This window comes from Clostridium aceticum, from assembly GCF_001042715.1.
In the GTDB taxonomy this organism is placed as follows: Bacteria; Bacillota; Clostridia; order Peptostreptococcales; family Natronincolaceae; genus Andreesenella; species Andreesenella acetica.
In genome coordinates this window covers 3,341,835-3,361,540 of sequence record NZ_CP009687.1, presented here as the reverse complement: position 1 = coordinate 3,361,540, position 19,706 = coordinate 3,341,835, and the positions used below count along the sequence as shown (strand labels likewise).

The following is a 19,706-nucleotide window of genomic DNA, read 5'->3' as shown; positions in this document are numbered from 1 at the left end:
GTACATTTTTATATAATATTATGAGTAATAACAAATAATAAAGAATAAAACAGTATCATTCAAAACTATTAATTCTAGTACATTGTAGATAATCGCAAATAAGGATATGCTATTTGATTAAAAGTTAATTCAATTTACGGCTCATGTGGAATCGGTAGTAAAGCTATATAAGAAGTAGATTTGGCGTTGTAATTCCATGTCAAAATTAGGAACCAATAAAAAGCCAGCAGTTACAAATACAAAGACAATCACTAAAAATGAAGTGGTAGGAAGAACGATCCTTGTCCGTGCGGAAGCGGAAAGAAGTATAAAAAGTGCTGTGGGAAGGATATATAACTAAGTAGAATTAGGAGATGGATGAACCTATGATAGGGATAATGAAAATATTTTGTTGTTTTATAATGCTATGTATTCTTACAGCATGTTCAAAAAGTGAAGGTGTTAATATAAAAAACAATCAAGCTGATCAAATAAGTAGTGCAACTGAAGTAAATATTGAAGAAGCAAAAAAATTATTGATGAAAATAAGGAATTACTAATATTGGATGTTAGAACAAAAGAAGAATATTATGAAGGACATCTTAAAGGTGCTATTTTAATTCCTTATGACCAAATTGAAAAGAATATAGATGGACTCGAACAATATAAAAACAAACTAATTTTAGTATATTGTAGAACAGGTAGAAGAAGTAATATTGCAGTAGATACATTAAAAAACAGTGGTTTTACAGAAGTATATCATATGTATGATGGTATTTCTAACTGGAAATATGATGTAGAAAAATAGAGTATTATAAAGGGCATCTGCTTAGGTAGGTGCTTTTTATTATGGTTAACACGTGATTTTTTGTATGATACGGAGCCTAGTTTATAGGATATCAAGTCGACCTTGCGGATATACATGCTAATTTACGAATAAGACTTCTTTTAAAAAAAGAAGGATTTATAGGGAACGCATATCTATCTCTCTGACAAAGAGATTATAGCACGATGTTTAGAAATTTTAACTGTAAGTGTCACTAATTCATTTAAGCGATAGATTTAAATTGTCAAAGAACATTCGGGTGTGTATTTCAATCCTATCCCATATATTTATCTTACAAGGAGGGGTAGAAAAATCACCCCTGTTTTTAGCCGAAGGGGGATGAATCTAGCCCCTGATTTATGGTAAAATTTAGATAATAAGAAGAACTATTTTAGATTCTATTTTGGATTGTAACTTCCTGCTATACATATTATTTGTGGCTGTTCCCAGAGCCAAGTAAATAAGAAAATCTTTTGATGGGAGAAAAGGTTGTGTAGGAGTAGGGATTATAATATATCAATTAAAACAGGTTTATATTCGAAAACACTTTATTCAGAAATTTACCGCGGAATGGATGAAGTGTGGATTTTTACTCAAGAAAAATAGATCTGTAAATAAAATTTAAAGGAGGATTTTGAAGATGTTAAAAGAAATGAGTATGAATGAGATGATGAAAGTTAACGGAGGAAATTGGGAAAGATTTGTTGATGTTTTAATAGGTACTTTAGGTGTAGCGAGTGCACCGATTTATTTCGCAGGCTCAGGTGATGCTATGGGAGCATATGATATATATAGTACTGGGAGAGATTTGATTGAGGGACCAAAGTCTAAAAAAATGAATCATAATGATTTTTATAATTTGGGATTTTCCTAAAAAACCGTAGTTTAAAAGTATAATATGAATATTGTATAATTTTGGAAATAAAAGTTAGTTAAGTACGTGCTATAACATAACTAACAATTTTGGGAACCTCTAATTTTAAATTATACAGGAGGTTCCTTATAACTTTTATTTGATTATTTAAAGAAAAATTTAAGTTTTTTTATTATGTATATATCAAACAAACAAAGCTTAGTAAGTTTTAAGTAATGGAGATGTATGTTGATAAAAATAAATTTCAAATATAAATAGGTGGTGTATTATGTTTTGGAAAATTTATTCTATTTTTATAGCTGTTATTTGTGTAATGACTTTATATTATAGTTTTACATTGCTAGATGTTGTATGGGTGTTACTAGCAATCATTGCATGTATTGGTGTTTATGGATATGGAGCCAAAAAGAAATTATTTATTGAATCATTTTGGAAAGTATACTTTATCTTTTATGTAATTATAGATCAAATATATAATTGGATCGTTGTTCCGAAGATAGATGCTAAAGGTTTTAGTCTTCAAAGTTTGATTGGGCTTTTATTCTTTATTCCAATATATATTGGATTATATTTATATAGTTATAAAAATTCAAATATAAATGAAAAAATTACTGAGTAACATCAGTTTACAAGTTTAACTAAGTAGCCTGACCTTTATTAAGGAAGCTCTGAACAAATTCTTTAATTGTAGAATAAATTTTGGTAGGGAGTATGAAAAGGAAAAGGGGTCAGGCTTTAAATATTTACTTTTTAATGGTATAATTATCCATACGATTAATATGGCGAGAAAACCTCGTATCTATTATCTGAGAGCTTTATATTATGTAATGGTTAGTGGCAATAACAACGAAAAAGTGTTGCTTGGCGAAATATGTAGAATATGTGAGGTTTATTTATGGGAAAAATGTATATTATTAAAAAGGTATTACGGTATATTTTAATACTATGCATAGTTATCGTATGGTTATATATAACAGCAGATTTGATGATTGATAGATTGGGAGTAGGTGGATTTATTGGTTTTTCTGCTATAGCATTGTTTGGTTTTATAAATTATATTTATAAATATCATATGTAAGAGTGAAAGAAGTGTGTCTTGAAGGACTTGGATGACTGGAAGAATGAGAGGAAATCTAAGCACATGCTTTATAAGAGATGGGACAGGGTTTCCCGAAATCCATATTTAGGTGTGGGTTTCAAACTGCCATTGGGTGCTGCAACCAAAAGTTATGGTTCGGAGCATAATTGGAAAAGGCTAGTGAATTAGGTTAGTGTTTAGGCCATTTTGATATTAAAATATTAATATTGACTCTAGTGCATAAATCACACTTATGTGCTCCTAAAACTATTGATTTGGCATTTAATAGTGATTCCAGTGCAAAAAATCCCTTAATACATTGAATTTTCTTGACTTAAATATCAAAATAGAAAAGCAAAATCATAAAATCATAGGGACAGGTACCTTGATTCAAGTAAAAAGATATAATACCATGTTGTTGAGGTGGTGAAAATATAAGGTCAGGGGTCAGGCTTGAAATATTCACTTATTAATATTAATATTATATTAACATTATAATCCCGTCTTTGACAGTTGAAAAGGATAAAAAGCTTGAAACCCATTTAAAATACTAGGGTTCAAGCTTTTTTTATATGGTCAGAAATTGCGTACTTTTTTAAATTTTCGTGTCTTTAAAAATTTTTTTCATTTGATTGTTTTTTATGATTTGATAATCCGTTCTAAAACCAAAAGCTTTGTGAAGAGCGTCTGTAAGATCTGTTCGCATATAAGTTGAAATATAACCATCGCCAGGGATTTCGTAAAAATTCATATCCCTTAACCCTTGTATAATTTTACAACAGGTGAACTTACTATCTAAGCGCTTTTCAAGATATCTATAGAGTACCATTGCTAAGAAACAAGTTGTAAAATGTGCTTCTATACGATCGTCTCTGGTTAAGTATGCAGGTCTTGTCTTAAATTCACTTTTCATAATTCTAAAGCATTCCTCAATCTCCCAACGTCTGTGATTAACTTTGATAATTTCAGAGGTCTCATCTTCTAAGCTGGTACATACCGCATAAAAGCCATCATAAGCTTCTTCTTTAAGAGCAAGGTCAGGGGTCAGGCTTGAAATATTCACTTGAAATATTCACTTATTAATATTATAATTATATAATTATACAGGGTGATTAAAATGCCTAGAAAACCACGTATACACTATAAAGGAGCTCTATATCATGTAATGGTAAGAGGTAATAACAGAGAAAAAGTATTACAAGGGGAGATTCAAAAGAAAAAAGGGAATAATTCAAGCCTGACCCCCTATTCCAATACTATTCCAATAACGAGGGGTTCTACCCTTACAAATCAATGATTAATGCACTTTCTGAACTTACAGGAAAGCAAGCTTATAAATATCGTGCCTTTGAATTGATGATCACACTTGATCTGGAAGTATACAAAGCGGTGCGGAGAATTATTGTACCTGCTGATATAGAATTTACACGTTTACACAAGGTGTTGCAATCGGTATTTAGCTGGCAGAATTATCACCTTTATGATTTTACCATCTCTGATGACAACAATGGTGTAATGGTTTCCAGACTAGTTCCACTTGAGGAGGATCTAAAGTACGATGAGAATGCTACTTTAATGAAAGAGCGTACTTTATCGGAGTTTTTGCCAGAGTACAAGCATATGATCTATACTTATGATATGGGGGATAACTGGGAACATGAAATCCAGCTTGTTCGTGTGATGGAGGAACACGACAAGGAATCACCCTATTTGCTAGAAGCAAGTGGTCAAACTCCGCCTGAGGATGTGGGCGGCGTGGGAGGATTTGTGAGCTTCCGAGAAATTATGCTGAATCCGAATCATCCGGAATATGGTCAAATGAAGGAATGGGCAAAGTATTGGACAGTAGAGCTTAGTGATTGGAAAAGTCGCTCCAGAGTCATAAAGGTGTGAAGTGTAATTAATGACACATGGGCTCTTGGGCGTATACATGGAAGTAACAGACCCCGCTCGCACCTCTTAACAATTGTCCCAGAGTGGACCGTATTATTTTTTTAAGAGCAAGCGTTATTCCGACTTGAATTAGTTGACACTATCCACTCGACTTAAACCCTTGATATGTGCTCATGGGAACATATCAAGGGTTTATTTTGGGCAAAAATTGAGTTTGAAACTAGGTGAGGTTGAGTTGGCACATTAGATAAAACATAGGGTTAAGAAGATAGGATAGATGTACCATTGTATCTCAAATATATATTGTGATATATATTTGGGCACGCTGGAACAATTGTGGGTGTCGATTCACTGGGTGGCAATGCGGACTCGAAGAAAAAGGATCTAAGTGAAGTTCCCAATGCTGAATGAAGTTAAAACTTGAAATGAAAGTGGTCTTTAATCATTATTCCTTACATTAAGTGTAAGTGTTTTTAAATCTTAATTCTTGTTATGATGTTGATAAGCAAATTATCATTTTAGTGTATTTACAACAAATTGTTAAATACTAGATAGAAGGAGTGTTATACTATGATCATACAAGAAAAAATATTAGAAGTCCAAGATCTACAGAAATATTATGGAAAGAAATACAATCTAACTAAAGCTCTAAACGGGGTTAGTTTTGACATTCTTCCAGGAGAATTCTTAGGGATAATGGGACCAAGTGGTTCTGGTAAAACTACATTATTAAATTGCATTGCAACAACTATAAAGCCAACATCCGGGCGTGTACTTTTAAATGGTAAGAACATCAGTGCTTTTGACAGTAAGGATTTGGCAAAGTACCGAGGTAGCCGAATCGGATATTTGTTTCAAGACTTTGAATTGTTGGATAATCTAACTGGACAAGAAAATATACTATTGCCATTGTCTATTCATGGGATGGATTTTGTAAAAGCACGTACTAAATTAGATGAGCTAGCAGGTTATTTAGAAATTACAGATATTCTTAACAAATTCCCATCTCAGATGTCTGGTGGACAAAAGCAGAGGGTAGCCGCTGCACGCAGTTTGATTTCTGATCCAGATATCGTTCTTGCAGATGAACCAACAGGAGCACTGGATACACGCTCTGCAAAAACTTTAATGAATAAATTAGAAGGTATTAATAGAAACAGTGGAAGAACGATTTTGATGGTTACCCACGACCCAAATGCAGCAAGTTTTTGTTCAAGAATCCTTTTTATTCAAGATGGTGTAATATTTCATGAAATGCGTAGCAAACATGATGAATCTCGAGAGAAATTTTACGAAAGAATTTTAAAGTTATTAGCTCAGCTAGGGGGAGGCAGTGCAAATGTTCTCTAGTTTAATTTACCGTAATGCTAAACGTAGTCGTAAGGAGAATTTAATTTACTTTGCAACACTTGTAACAGCAATAGCGTCATTTTATATCATTCTTTCACTTGGAAGACAAGATGTTATTTTATTCTTAAGGGAGTTTGAAAGTGATTCAATTGATAAACTCTTAGCCTTAATGCCAATTGTGTATTTATTTGCATTATTTTTATTATTTTTCTTGATTTTATTTGCCAATCAGTACCAATTAAATCGGAGAAGCAAAGAATTTGGACTCTATCTCATGTTAGGGATGCGAAAAGAACGCCTTGTTCTTCAACTTTTAGCGGAGGGGTTAATCACTTCTATTTTAGCACTCATTGGAGGCATTTTAATAGGAGGATTTTTAGCTAAAATAATCAGCTTGACGGTTTCTAAATTAATCGGTCAAGGAATCATTGGCCATCAAATAAGCTTGTCGATGGGTGCGATTTTCTCTACCATCACTGGTTTTTTATTCATTCAGCTTGTAGCACTAGCCATTCTTGGTGGCAAATTATTTAATCAAGAGGTTCATCAATTACTTCATGAGCAAATGGATAAGAGACAAGATATGGGTCACTTTAAAGGTAACCTGCTCAATGTTTTAGTAGGTTCTATCTTACTAGGTGTCGCATATTGGATTGTTTTATATCGTTTTATGGAATTTGGAGGACTACTTCTGTTTGTAGCATTAGCTCTTGGAAGTTTAGGAACGATCTTTTTTATGAGAGGATTTGGGAAATTACTAGGCTTAATGGCTTACTTGTCCGAAGGTAAATCTACTAAAGGGCTGTATATATTTACATTAAGGCAGTTCCAAGAGAATTTAGCTAATAAATCTACTTCTGTTGCAGTAACATCTATCCTAATTACGTTGTCTATCATTTTGATAGCAAATGGTGCTTCAACTATTATAGGGTTTGAAAGGGGTTTAAGTAGGCATTCCTCGATATACGATTTTACTGTTAAAGGTAGTAGTCAAAAAGTTGAGGAATTCCTTACTTCAGAAAAAATGGTCCCATATGTGGAGGATTTAAACCTCCTAAAAATTGGAAGAATGAAGCATCAGGGCGAGGGCCTGGAAGATGGTATGCCATTGTCACTAGTTGATTGGTCTAAACTAAGAGAAGAAATTATTATGGCCCTGCCAAGCAACTATAAAGATCAAATTTTATCTGGAGAAATGCAGGGTTATAGTATCAGTTCAGAAAACCCTGAAGCACTTAATTTGTTTGGGGTATTAGAGGTTGATATAACAAAACCTTACCTCATTCCCGAATCATCTTATAATGGACTTTTAGAAGCTATAGGAGAAAAACCGCTGAACCTAGACTTAGATGAAATTACTTTATACTTTAACCCAGATTTAATGCCTATGGACAATCTAGATAGCATGCCTGTACTAGACAGTATTCTTGAAAAGGCTACAAAAGAAGGGAAAAGTTTGATAAGCATTAATGATCAAGCAATATATATACGCCCATCAGCTCCAATGAGAGGATTGGTAGCAGATCGTTCAGTAGAAATTTATTTAGCGTTTATAGTTTCTGACCATATGTTTGAACAATTATTAAATACAGAAACCTATGATTCATATTGGAATTTTCGCATTCCACAAAAGATACAAGAGAATCGTGGTTTAATGAAGCCAATGATGGAGGCTAGAGATGTATTGAAATCTTCAGGCTTCCAGTTTGAAAGTTATTTACAAAACTTCGGACGTAAACTCTTCTACGTTGTTGCTGGAAGCTATACGATACTATATATGGGATTCTTATTTTTGATTATTGCTTGTACCGTACTAGTTTTACAATTTTTGACACAGGTGAAGCAGACTAGACAACGCTATTTAACGCTTTCCATGTTGGGTGCAAAACGTCATCAAATGAAAAAATCTATGCATAAACAGGTATTATGGACTTTTCTGTTACCTATGTCTCTTGCATGCGTGAGTGGGGGCGTTGGTATAAGGGCTATGATCTCATTTGTTATTATTTCCATCGAAAACCAAGCATTATTGTATCCTATTGCATTTACCTTTGCATGTATTGTAGCCCTAATTGTGACAATTTACGGAATGGCAGTTGCCCGTTCAGCAGATCATGAGATAGATAAATTACGTTGGAAGCCAAATATAGATTAAAAAGTCATTAAATTTCACATTCAAGGAGGAGCTGAAGTGGCGAAGATTACAATTGTTGAAGACGATTCATTAATGAGAGAAGAATTGGCGGATATATTGAAAAAAGCCGGTTATGAAGTGATGGAAATTACAGACTTTAACAATATTGTTACTCAAATAGCCGCTTTGGCACCAGATTTAGTTTTGCTAGACATCAATTTACCGGAACAATCAGGATTTGAAATATGTAAAAGCCTAAAATCAAAAGGGATTGGTCAAGTATTGATTCTTACATCTAGAGATAAGTTACAGGATGAATTACATGGTCTTAATTTAGGTGCAGATGATTATCTCACAAAACCTTGCAATCGAGATAGATTATTAGCGCGTATTCAGAATCTGCTAAGAAGATTTGAAGGGCAACTCGGACTAGTAGATGGTGGCAGTTTTTTACTAGATCCGAATACCTTCACTCTGTACAAAGGATCTCAATCGTTGTTGTTATCAGCTAATGAGGGAAAAATTTTATTAGCTTTAGTACAAAATAGACCTAAGAGTGTATCCAAGTCTAGACTGAGTGAAGTTTTATGGGGAACAGACCAATATATAGACGAAAATGCACTTCAAGTAAATCTGACTCGCTTACGAAAAACACTAAGGCAATTAAACTTAGAGAATCAAATTGAAACAATAAGAGGTCAGGGTTATCGACTTAGGGAGTAGGTGAAGCAATGAAATGGATAAAGAAAATCTATAGTTGTTTTAATGATTATAAACTATGGTTTTTTATTTTGATTACTACGGATCTTCTGTTTAGCTTTCTAGCTTGGTTAGCTTACCCTGAAGCCTTTATGGTTTTAGTAGGGTTAATGGTTGGTTTTACTCTAACAACCATATCTTTGTCTGTATTCGTTATAATTAGAAAGCAAGAAATAATAGAAGTTGCTTTTGAAGAGTTTTTGTTAGAACCCAACGAGGTGAACGAAGAAATATTATGCCGAGTATCTCCTAATACACATTTGTCGTATATCCGTAGCATAGGAAACCTCATAAGATCATATCAAGCGAAGCTGAATGATCAAATCATTGAGTTGGCAGATTATGAGAACTATATAGAAGGATGGGTTCATGAAATTAAAAAACCTCTATCACTAATGACTTTGGTATTAGATAACCGTAGTGACGAAATGTCACTCCTTGTTAGACATCGTATGCTTCATGTTAGAGATAAAATGCTTGGGGACGTAGAGCGAATTTTGTATTTTGCCAGACTTGGAGCTGCTCATAAAGATTACATTTTTGAGCCTATAAGCATACTAGAATTTTGCAAAGAGACAATTGAGAATCACCAAACATTATTAGATGAATCTACTTTTCATATACAGTTTATAGGTGAAGAAATGGAAGTCTTATCTGACCGTAAGGGATTAGCTTTTATATTAGAACAAATAATCGCTAATAGTACAAAGTATGTTACACAGAACCAGCATAGCCCAATGCTGAAATTTGAAATGGTTTATGATAAAGGGAGTGATAAAACCATCTTAAGTGTCAGTGATAATGGTCCAGGTGTACCTCAAGAAGATTTACCATTTATTTTTGATAAGGGCTTTACTGGAAGGAGAGGTACTTATACAAGACAAGCAACAGGCATGGGACTCTTCTTAGTGAGCAAGATGGCTTATGATTTAGCAATTCAATTAGATGCAAAATCCCAGCCTGGTTTGGGGTTGACCATATCCCTAATATTTCCACATGTGAAATAATAAGACTCCCTAAATGGGCAGGGCTTAGATAATGAGGTAGGAAGAAACACTATCTATATATAATATAAGAAGGGCAGGTGTAAAAATAAAAAAAGGCATAAATATTTTTATAAATTAGCTTTAGGTTGGTTTATTATACTATCCATTTACCTACTGATAGATTCAGTAATCATCTTTGGTGGCTTCAATAGTGTAAAGATTCCAGCTTTAGTCATTTTACACGAATAGGATACGAGTATGTTTCACTCAAAAATTATAGAGGCAAAATTGACGCAGATACTAATATCTTCGTTGATGTATTTCGTGATGCCATTAATAGTATTAATAGCACATGTCTATCCATGGCGGATGTTGAGAAAATTGTTGACGAGATTAAAACTATCCTTTCTGGAGACGATTTTGGGAGAGCTTTTTATAATATGCTCCTTTCTGGGTATAACGGTTTAAAGTTGATTGATTTTGCGGTTTGCCCCTCCTACAGGGAGGTATAAATGAAAATGATCCTAATGAAGTGGAGAAGCACGATGTTTTAAAGGTAAACTTGTATGATGGAATAATGTAGAAATATGGAGGGGTTTTGAGGAACTGTGTAGAATTAACATAATAGATCCAATAAAATTAAAATCCAAGGGAGTGTGACAAACGATGTTGAATCCAGAGTATTTTTTAACGATTGAACGGATGTATAATGAAGCGATCAACCAATTATTGTGAGAGATTAAGGATATAAACGAACTTGTATACAAAATTTCAATATTGAGGTGAAGGAGTGAAGGAAATGCTAAGAAAAAAAATGTTCATATTAGTTATGTTTTTGATAATTAGTTATGTTTTTTCGCTTTCATTGTTTCAATCAGTTGTGGAGGCTTCAAGCCCTCCAGCACCTTATGGCAATAATCCGCCCACTGATATCCTGCTGAGCAACAGTAGTGTTGCACAAAGTGGCGGCATCAATGCCGTTGTCGGCACCTTAAGCAGCGTCGACCCGGATGATGGCGATACCCACAGCTACCAACTGGTTGCCGGTGCTGGCGATAGTCACAACGCCAGCTTCAATATCAGTGGCGGCCAACTACGTGCCAACAATGCAGCGAGCATGGCTCCGGGCGATTACTCGGTTCGGATCCGCACCACCGATAGCGACGATAATACCTTTGAGAAAAGTTTTACCCTGACGGTGCTGGATGATGTGCCTCCCGAAGTTGCCTCGGTTTCTGTGCCTGCCGCGGGCATTTACAGGGCTGGACTCTCACTGGACTTCATCATCAATGCCTCGGAAAATCTTAATGTGAATACAGCCGGGGGAACGCCACGCATCCGTCTGGATATCGGCGGCACCACCCGCTACGCCAGCTACCTGGCCGGCAGCGGCACCTTAACGCTGGTCTTTCGCCATTCCGTTCAGGCAGGCGATAATGATCTGGATGGCATTGCCGTGGTCGAGTTACAGACCAATGGTGGCACCATTAGGGACAGAGTAGGCAACGACCTGATTTTAACCCTGAACAGTGTGGCCGATACATCGGTCATTTTGGTGGATACCATGGCACCCACGATCTCCACCATCACCAATCAGGAGATCGTTGTTGGGCAAAACACCGGAGCGCTGCCCTTTACCGTAAGCGACAACCTGACAACCTCCGGTAGCCTGAGTGTTAGCCGGGATTCATCCAATACCACCGCCGTGCCGCTGGCCAATGTGGTACTGGGCGGTAGCGACGCCGCTCGTACGGTAACCGTCACCGGGGCTAATATAGGCACCTCCACCATCGCCATTTACGTAGAGGATGCTGCAGGTAACATAAATGTAGAAACGTTTGTGGTTACGGTCATTCCACCAAGCCATACCGTCAATTTTGTCGATTGGGATGGCAATCTGTTGAAAACCGAAAGCGTCCAGGAGGGCAGCAGTGCCACCGCCCCGGCCAACCCCAGTCGTACCGGCTACAGCTTTACCGGCTGGAGCCCAAGTGATTTCAGTAACATCACTGCCGACACCACAATCACCGCCCAGTACAGCATCAACAGCTATACAGTGACCTTTGTCGATTGGAATAGCACAGTGTTGAAAACCGAAACCGTGGAGCACGGCAGCAGTGCCACCGCCCCGACCAACCCGAGTCGCACCGGCTACAGTTTTACCGGCTGGAGCCCAAGTGATTTCAGTAACATCACTGCCAACACCATAATTACCGCCCAGTACAGCATAAACAGCTATACCGTGAGCTTTGACAGTGTCGGTGGTTCAGCTGTGGCTGGTACCACCCAGGATTTTGGTAGCGTCATCACCGCGCCAGTCGATTCAACTCGCGAAGGCTATACCTTTAGTGGATGGTACAAAGATATAGGGCTAATCAACCAATGGAACTTTGCAACAGATGTAGTAACAGAAGACATCACCCTCTATGCTAAATGGAATATTAACCAATATACAGTAAGTTTTGATATAGCTGGAGGAAGTTTAGTATCCAACCAAACAGTAGACTACAACCAAAAAGCCATAAGACCAGATCCAGACCCAACAAAAGCAGGCTTTAACTTTGGAGGGTGGTACAAAGATCCAGGGCTAATCAACCAATGGAACTTTGGAGTAGATCGAGTTACAGAAAATAGAACCCTTTATGCAAAGTGGTTAACACCTCAAGATAGTATTACAATGATAGCTAGTCCAAACAATGTAGAGTTTACAGAAGATTTTAATCAGATATTTACTTTAAATATATCTAATGATACAGTAATAGGTTCTGTATATAAATCAGATATAAATTTAGGTGGAGTTTTCAGCAACCTAAATATAGGACAAGTAAATAATAGTGAAACAATAGTAACAGCAGAGGTATATGGTAATCTCAGCAGTGCTGGAGTGGGAACCATTACACTAAATGAAAACAAACTTAATAATAGAACAAGCCCATTATCGGCAAATATAACAGTAGCTTCAAAGCCAACCTACACAGTATACTTTAATGTAAATGGAGGAAGTTCAGTAGGAAATCAAACAGTAGCGTATAACCAAAAAGCAACAAGACCTTTAGATCCAACCAAAGCTGGATACACCTTTGATGGATGGTATACCGATAATAGCTTTACAACAGAATTTAATTTTGAAGAAACGATAACTACAGATATGCATATTTATGCCAGATGGGTATCATATAATGCAAATTTAAACAGTTTAATATTAAGCCAAGGTACTCTTTCGCCTGAATTTCACTATGGTACAACAAGCTATGTGGCAAACGTGGCCAATAACGTGACAAATATAAAAATAACGCCGATAGTAGCTGATGCTGGAGCAACAGTAATAGTAGACGGATATGTAGTGGGAAGTGGGCAGCCATCACAGGCAATCAATCTAAACGCAGGCGAAAATACTGTAAAAGTAGAGGTGACAGCACAGGATGGCAGCATAAAGACATACACAGTAACAGTAACCCGTGCTGAATCAGTAGCACCACCAAGAAATTCATCAGGTGGTGGAGGTGGGGGTGATTCAACACCACTATCAAATAACAAAGAAGTTATTATAACCACTCAAGACCAAGTTCAGAAACTTGCCACAGAAACCATAACAGAAATAGACGGTAATAGAGAAATAAAGTTAGTAGTAGATTCCCAGCAGATAAATAGCCTAATAGAAGAATATGCAAAAGAAAATCAAACGAACAAAGAAGTTTCTTTTTCTATAACAACCCCAGGGGATATTACTAGAGTCTTACTGACGGGAGATATTGTTAAAAATCTGGAAGACAACGACTTTAGAGTTTCGATAATAGAAGAACAAGTTCAATACCACTTAGATGCACAAAACTTCGCAATTGAAAAAATCGCAGAATTAATGGGGGTACCTTCAGATAGCTTACACACTATTGACATTGAATTAAATATTGATAAAACATCATCCATAGAAAGTGAAATGCTCAAAGAACAAGCAAAAGCATTAGGTCATGAGATCGTAGTTGAACCTGTAAAATTTGAAATTATAGCAAGGACATCGACTGATTACGGCACCTTTAAGGAGGTTAAAATTAATAGATTTAATACTTATGCTCAGCGCATAATTGAAATTCCTAATGGTGTAGATAAAAACAAGATTACAACAGGCATTGTATCTAATGCAAATAGTTCCTATAGCCATATACCAACAGAAATATTCCAAAAGGATGGTAAGACATATTCAAGACTAAACTCACTTACAAACTCTTCCTATTCAATCATTTGGAGTCCAGTCTTCATAGATGAAGTTAAAGGACATTGGTCAGAAGCAATTGTAAATGATATGGCTTCAAGGCTTGTATTAGTAGATTATCAAAATTTTAAAGCAGACAAAGCAGTTACAAGAGCAGAATTTGCAGAGTATATAGTAAGAGCATTGGGTCTATATAGAGAAGGACATACTTTAGAGAATAGGTTTACAGATCTTGCCAAGAATAAGCATTTGACAAGTGTACTAATAGCAAATGATTGGGGTATCATTAAAGGTTATCCTGATGGAACCTTCAAGCCAGGTGCAACCATCACCAGAGAAGAGGCCATGACAATGTATGCAAAAGCCATGGACATCGTTAAAATTCTTGATAATAGTGAAGATAAACTATCTTTATTTGTAGACAGTAATGAAGTATCCGATTGGGCAACAGCCTATGTAAGAAGAACTGTAGATGCTGGAATCTTCAGTGGTAAAGGCAATGGAATTTTAGACCCTAAAGGTACACTAACACATGCAGAATCATTAGCAGCAATAAGAAGTCTATTAATAAAAGCAGAGTTGATTAATAATTAATCATTCCTGATTCAAGGTTGAAACCATTAAATATTATCATGATTCTATCAAAACCTATGTGGAAACCGTCGCTCTGCTGACAAGAAAATAAATGTATAAACCCTTGATAATGGCGTGTTTACGCTATTTTCAGGGGTTTTTTATTTATTTGGAAATAAGAAAAGAAATAGATAATGGATTATATATAAAAAAACTTTCAATTAGGTAAAACTATTTATTAATCTAGTACGAATATAATTATGAGGCAGTTAAGAGGAGTTCCTAATTCTTCTCTATGGAAGTGAGGCATGAGAGATGACTGAAGAGTTACAGTGGATAAAGCAGATTAGGTTGAAATCAAATAAAACTGCAGCAAATCAGCTTATAGCTAAGTATTATAAAGAAATGTATGCTTATGTATACAAACAAACCTTAAATAAAGAATTATCTTTGGATCTGACCCAAGAAATTTTTATACGGGTACTACAATCCATCGATAACTATGACGAAAGAAAGGCTTCTTTTAGAACATGGGTATATAGAATAGCCACTTATCGAATTGTAGACTATTATCGATCAAAGTACTACAAATACAATTCCCTAGTAACATTAATTGATGATTACGATATTGAAGATGATGAGGATTTTACTATATCGGTAGAATACAAGGAAGATGTTGAAAAGGTTATGGAAATAGCAAACAAACTAGATATCTCTAATCAGCAAGTCTTAAGGCTTAAGCTTTTTGCGGACTACACTTTTAAGGAGATATCAGAGATACTTCAAGTCCCTGAATCTACAGTTAAAACAAAGTATTATTCTGCCATAAGAAAAATAAAAAAAGATTTGGAGGAATGGTAACTATGGCAAAGCGTAAACTCGATATAGATTTTCCTGATGAGACCACGATAGAGTCACAAATTCAGAAGATTATTTATGAAGGAATCAAGCCAAAGGAATCCTTTTATGGCTATTTAAGAAATATGTATCTGAGAATAGGGCTAAGACATTTATTTCATGATGCAACAGAAATAGCTTTTACTATTTTTGTCACGGTATCAATTTTAGTATTTCTATCGATAGGAGCAGTTGAAAAGCTATGGGGGAATGAGGGAAGCATATATACCTTTGTATTTATTAGTTCGCCCCTTTTGTATTTAGCTATGGCTTTGGTATCCTTTGTTAACACAAAGTTTAATGATACCTATGATCTTGAAATGACTTGCAAGTACAATATATATCAATTAGCGGCTTTTAGAATGCTGGTATTTAGCATTTTTAGTATTGTAGCTAATACGCTGATAGTTTACCTAGTAACAATGATCTATCAGCAATTGGACTTTTTAACTGCATTCATGATTTCCACAACGTCTTTATTTGTATTCTCTGTAATGTTTTTATATGGAATGATAAAAATAAACAAACCTTTTACAAAACATTTTTTAGTAGGAGGTTGGCTATCAGTCAATTTACTGCTAATGGTTTTCAGTAGAGAATTTTATAATGTGTTGCTTATCAATATTCCAGTATATGTATATTTAGCAATAATAGTTGGCTGCATTTATATCTATATAAAAAATCTAAAGAAACTAATATTATCTAGAAACTTAGGAGGAGTGATTTAAAATGTTGACGATACACAATGTTAGTAAAAATTTTGGGAGCTTTTCTGCTCTTAGAAATATCAATCTTGAATTTCAAAATGGTGTATATGGTCTATTAGCGCCTAATGGAGCGGGGAAGACAACTTTAATTAAAATGATAACCACACTGCTTTCCCCGAGCGCGGGAGAAATACTTTATGATGCTCAAGACATTTTTAAAAGGGGGGAGGCCTATCGAGATATACTAGGCTATTTGCCCCAGCAATTCGGATATTATAAAAACTATAGCCCTGAGCAGTACTTGCTATATCTAGCAGCTCTAAAGGGAATAGAGAGTAAATTAGCCAAAGAAAAGGTGAAAGAGCTTTTAAAGCTTGTTGCATTAGAAGATGTAACAAATAAAAAGATGAAAAAATTCTCAGGAGGTATGATCCAACGGGTGGGAATAGCACAGGCTATGCTAAATGATCCTAAAATCCTTATATTAGACGAACCAACAGCAGGCCTAGATCCAAAGGAGAGGGTGCGATTTAGAAATCTTCTAACAGACCTATCCAGGGAGAGAATTGTGATTCTGTCTACTCATATCGTATCTGATGTTGAATCAATAGCCAATGAAATTATCATGATTAAAGATAAAGAGGTGCTTTATAAAGATAGTATAAGAAATATCTGTAAAGTCATAGAAGGAATGGTATATGAAACTGAAGTTGATTTTCATGATGCTTCTAGCTTTAGAAAAAGATATCTATCTTTATCTGAGAAGCAAGAGGAAGGAAAAATGAAAATAAGATTTATATCTAAAGATGCACCTATTTCTACATGGAGAACAGTGTCCCCAAATCTTGAAGATGTATTTTTGTATATATACAATGATGACACATTAGAAAAGGACAATGGATAAATGAATATAAAAATTCATGAATTTAGAAAGGTGATAACTTCTCCAGTAATTATAGGAATGGGAGTGCTATTTATAGCTTTCAACTTCTTTTTAATCTTAGGCCAAAATTATAGCCATAATGAACTTACAGTATTAAATAAGCTTGTTGATGAGTTGGGATATGAAATCAATGATGAAATGATAGAGAGTTTTCAGGATTATTATGAGGATGAACTGAGAAAGATGAATGAAATGACTTATGATAAAACCTCTGAAACCTATACCGATGTGGGAAGTTTTTTTGAAGAAGTCAAGTATAATTATGAACTGTATACCTCTTATTCTAGTGAGGATTTAGACTATTTTCATCAATTAATGGTTCTTGAGACTTATCTTGAGCTAATAGGAAGTATTGATGAAACGTATGCATCAATTAATATGATGGGAATTGCAGAAAGTGTGATAGAAATGTACGGTATTAGTGGTACTGCTGCTGAAACCGTTAGAAACAACTATGTACAACTAGAAGAAAGATTAAATCAGCTACTAGAAAATAATGAGCATAAAAATATGTTTTTCATCGGACAAATCTATCAAATGCATTCACTATTGTTTGGAAATATATTTCGAATGATGATTTTCCAAATAATGATCATCGTTGTCCTAATAACAGCTTATCTAATGAACTATGAATTTGAAAACAAAACCCATCTTGTAGTTTACAGCTCAAAAAGAGGGAGAAATATAATTGGGGACAAGTTATTGGTTTCAATAGGGAGTAGTATCATTGTTACAACCTTTATTGTAGGAATTACTTTGATAGGTTATTTCTCCATATTTAGCTATGAAGGACTGTGGCATGTTCCGATAAGTAATTATTTTAACTGGGAAAATAACTTTCCCTATATATCATGGTGGAATATGTCCTTTATGCAGTATTTAATAAGTTCGATTATCTTAATTTATCTTTGTAGCATATTATTTACTGCCATCACCTTTATATTATCTATTTTTATAAAAAGTAGCTATATTGTATTTTTTGTTTTTGGAATTCTCTTTGGATTAATTTTACTTCTGCCTGATATGATGCCAAGGAGCAATAACTTAATATTTGTTCCAGGGTTCACTCCCTTTTATTTAGCACTTAATCCAGTTACTTGGTTTATGGGTAGAAATCCCTTCTCCATGTTTCAGTACTATGAAATTATTGTAGTAGGGACATGGGCCTTATTACTGTTTATTATAGGGAACTTGACTGCTAGAAAGTTTAAAAAAGAAGATATTTACTAAGGAGGATATTTATGAGAATACTTTTTAATGAGATAAAGAAGATTTTTGAATTAAAAATGATTGTAATTATGATGCTCATGAGTTTTATCTTATATTTTCTCTTTGCTGGTTTTTATATAGATCACTTTCCAAATGGTAGGCCAGCCTTGGATCACTATAATGTAAGTCTACAAATGCTAGAGGATTATGGAAGGTTTATGGATGAAGAAGAATTTCTACACTTTAAAGATGTTTATGAAAAAGAGATAGAAAGAGCAGACCAATACCTTGAAACAAATGAGTTGGCTATAGAAGCTGGTATAAGTAGCTATGAAGAGTTTCTTGCGATGGATATGGGTAGTAGACTCAACAGTTATGTAATGTTTGAAGAAGGTCTGGATGTGTTTTGGGAATTACAAGCTAGGGCAAATTTAATAGATTTTTATGAAGAAAAGGAACTATTCATGGGGAGTATCTATGGAGCTACTAATGAACAGCAGAGGCAAAGAATCGATGAAGTTGTCGATGAAGGAATGATAACGTCAATATTTCCAAGATTGGTTTTTGAAAATTATAGAGATTATATGAGGTATGTATCCATCATCATTCTATTGAGTGTGATGTTTATGCTATCTCCCATCTATTTAAGAGATAAGAAAAATTATATGAATCATCTTCAATATACAACTAAAATTGGAAGAGATATATTTAAAAAGAAGGTGTTGGCAGCATTAATAGCATCTTTTACCATCATAACGCTACAATTAGTAGTATTCTTCCTTCTTTATGCAACAAATAATACAGGAATGTTTTTGAATGCTAATATAATTTCAATCTTTAATGGCTATGTATTTTGGTACAACTTCACCTTTATACAGTATATTATTTTAACAGTTCTTGGGATCTATGCACTTGGGTTTGTTATTGCTTTGATGGTAAGTTTTGTCTCCAGCTTAGCACCTAATTATATAACAATGATTGCAACTCAAGTGCCATTAGTATTTTTTACTTTCAGCGTTTTAATTAGGCATCTTATACAAGGTTTAGGGGAAATAAGTCTCCCTCAGTATTTTGGAGGTATGTCGTACGCTGGTTTGATAAGCTTGGCACTAACCTTAATCATTATAAGGTGGAAACGAGTAAAGATTGCAGATATTGTTAATTAAAGTTTAAAATTACCCACTGATATATTATCTAGATATCAGTGGGTAATTTTTATTTACCAAATGCTTTACTATATTCTTTGACATCTCCAAATTTGTTGCTATTGCTTTCTTAAACAATCCAG

Annotated in this window: 18 protein-coding genes and 1 pseudogene; 18 read left to right on the top strand and 1 reads right to left on the bottom strand. The window is 34.8% G+C overall.

What is annotated here, in order from left to right; genetic code table 11:
* Nucleotides 1-196: 196 nt before the first annotated feature.
* From CACET_RS21390 to CACET_RS15385, 6 genes are all read left to right on the top strand, one after another.
* Complete coding sequence (locus CACET_RS21390; RefSeq protein ID WP_423229842.1) at nt 197-340, top strand: hypothetical protein; 144 nt, start codon at nt 197-199, stop codon at nt 338-340.
* A gap of 25 nt (nt 341-365) precedes the next feature.
* Entirely contained in the window at nt 366-539 is a 174-nt protein-coding gene (locus CACET_RS20580) for a hypothetical protein (RefSeq protein ID WP_158386099.1), read from the top strand.
* Between the two features lie 2 nt (nt 540-541).
* On the top strand, nt 542-787 hold the full coding sequence (locus CACET_RS15400) for a rhodanese-like domain-containing protein (protein WP_242849916.1): 246 nt from the start codon (nt 542-544) through the stop codon (nt 785-787).
* A 658-nt stretch (nt 788-1,445) separates the two neighbouring features.
* Nucleotides 1,446-1,679, top strand: coding sequence for a hypothetical protein (locus CACET_RS15395; RefSeq protein ID WP_044826474.1), 234 nt, complete (start codon nt 1,446-1,448; stop codon nt 1,677-1,679).
* Nucleotides 1,680-1,947: 268 nt separating this feature from the next.
* The gene (locus CACET_RS15390) at nt 1,948-2,298 is read left to right on the top strand and encodes a hypothetical protein (protein ID WP_044826475.1); all 351 of its coding nucleotides are present in this window, start codon (nt 1,948-1,950) and stop codon (nt 2,296-2,298) included.
* A gap of 276 nt (nt 2,299-2,574) precedes the next feature.
* Complete coding sequence (locus tag CACET_RS15385; protein ID WP_044826476.1) at nt 2,575-2,757, top strand: hypothetical protein; 183 nt, start codon at nt 2,575-2,577, stop codon at nt 2,755-2,757.
* A gap of 595 nt (nt 2,758-3,352) precedes the next feature.
* On the opposite strand, the pseudogene CACET_RS15380 reads toward CACET_RS15385, so the two are convergent.
* Nucleotides 3,353-3,787, bottom strand: a pseudogene (locus CACET_RS15380) (IS1634 family transposase); the annotation flags it as partial.
* Between the two features lie 263 nt (nt 3,788-4,050).
* Between CACET_RS15380 and CACET_RS15370 the strand changes: the two are divergent.
* The 12 genes from CACET_RS15370 to CACET_RS15315 all read left to right on the top strand — a co-directional run bounded on the left by CACET_RS15370 (nt 4,051) and on the right by CACET_RS15315 (nt 19,584).
* On the top strand, nt 4,051-4,650 hold the full coding sequence (locus CACET_RS15370) for a plasmid pRiA4b ORF-3 family protein (RefSeq protein ID WP_052661599.1): 600 nt from the start codon (nt 4,051-4,053) through the stop codon (nt 4,648-4,650).
* A 570-nt stretch (nt 4,651-5,220) separates the two neighbouring features.
* A complete protein-coding gene (locus CACET_RS15365) occupies nt 5,221-6,000 on the top strand; it encodes an ABC transporter ATP-binding protein (protein WP_044826479.1) in 780 nt (259 codons plus the stop codon).
* Entirely contained in the window at nt 5,990-8,155 is a 2,166-nt protein-coding gene (locus CACET_RS15360; protein WP_044826480.1) for an ABC transporter permease, read from the top strand. Before CACET_RS15365 ends, CACET_RS15360 begins: the two co-directional genes overlap by 11 nt.
* Before the next feature lie 36 nt (nt 8,156-8,191).
* Entirely contained in the window at nt 8,192-8,857 is a 666-nt protein-coding gene (locus CACET_RS15355) for a response regulator transcription factor (protein ID WP_082058326.1), read from the top strand.
* Nucleotides 8,858-8,865: 8 nt separating this feature from the next.
* Nucleotides 8,866-9,900 (top strand): sensor histidine kinase, encoded by a 1,035-nt coding sequence (locus CACET_RS15350; RefSeq protein WP_044826481.1) that lies wholly within the window; start codon nt 8,866-8,868, stop codon nt 9,898-9,900.
* Between the two features lie 341 nt (nt 9,901-10,241).
* Nucleotides 10,242-10,391, top strand: coding sequence for a hypothetical protein (locus tag CACET_RS20575; RefSeq protein WP_158386097.1), 150 nt, complete (start codon nt 10,242-10,244; stop codon nt 10,389-10,391).
* A gap of 944 nt (nt 10,392-11,335) precedes the next feature.
* On the top strand, nt 11,336-14,683 hold the full coding sequence (locus CACET_RS19965; protein WP_158386095.1) for an InlB B-repeat-containing protein: 3,348 nt from the start codon (nt 11,336-11,338) through the stop codon (nt 14,681-14,683).
* Nucleotides 14,684-14,977: 294 nt separating this feature from the next.
* Nucleotides 14,978-15,523: an RNA polymerase sigma factor gene (locus CACET_RS15335; RefSeq protein WP_044824393.1), complete on the top strand. Its 546-nt coding sequence runs from the start codon at nt 14,978-14,980 to the stop codon at nt 15,521-15,523.
* Between the two features lie 2 nt (nt 15,524-15,525).
* Nucleotides 15,526-16,287, top strand: coding sequence for a hypothetical protein (locus CACET_RS15330; protein ID WP_044824394.1), 762 nt, complete (start codon nt 15,526-15,528; stop codon nt 16,285-16,287).
* Nucleotide 16,288: 1 nt separating this feature from the next.
* Nucleotides 16,289-17,170, top strand: a complete 882-nt coding sequence (locus tag CACET_RS15325; RefSeq protein WP_044824395.1) for an ABC transporter ATP-binding protein — start codon at nt 16,289-16,291, stop codon at nt 17,168-17,170.
* Nucleotides 17,171-18,439 carry an ABC transporter permease subunit gene (locus CACET_RS15320; RefSeq protein WP_044824396.1) on the top strand — a complete coding sequence of 423 codons (1,269 nt, stop codon included), beginning with the start codon at nt 17,171-17,173 and terminating at the stop codon, nt 18,437-18,439. It abuts the gene before it with no gap.
* 11 nt (nt 18,440-18,450) lie between these two features.
* Entirely contained in the window at nt 18,451-19,584 is a 1,134-nt protein-coding gene (locus tag CACET_RS15315; protein ID WP_052661330.1) for an ABC transporter permease, read from the top strand.
* Nucleotides 19,585-19,706: the final 122 nt, after the last annotated feature.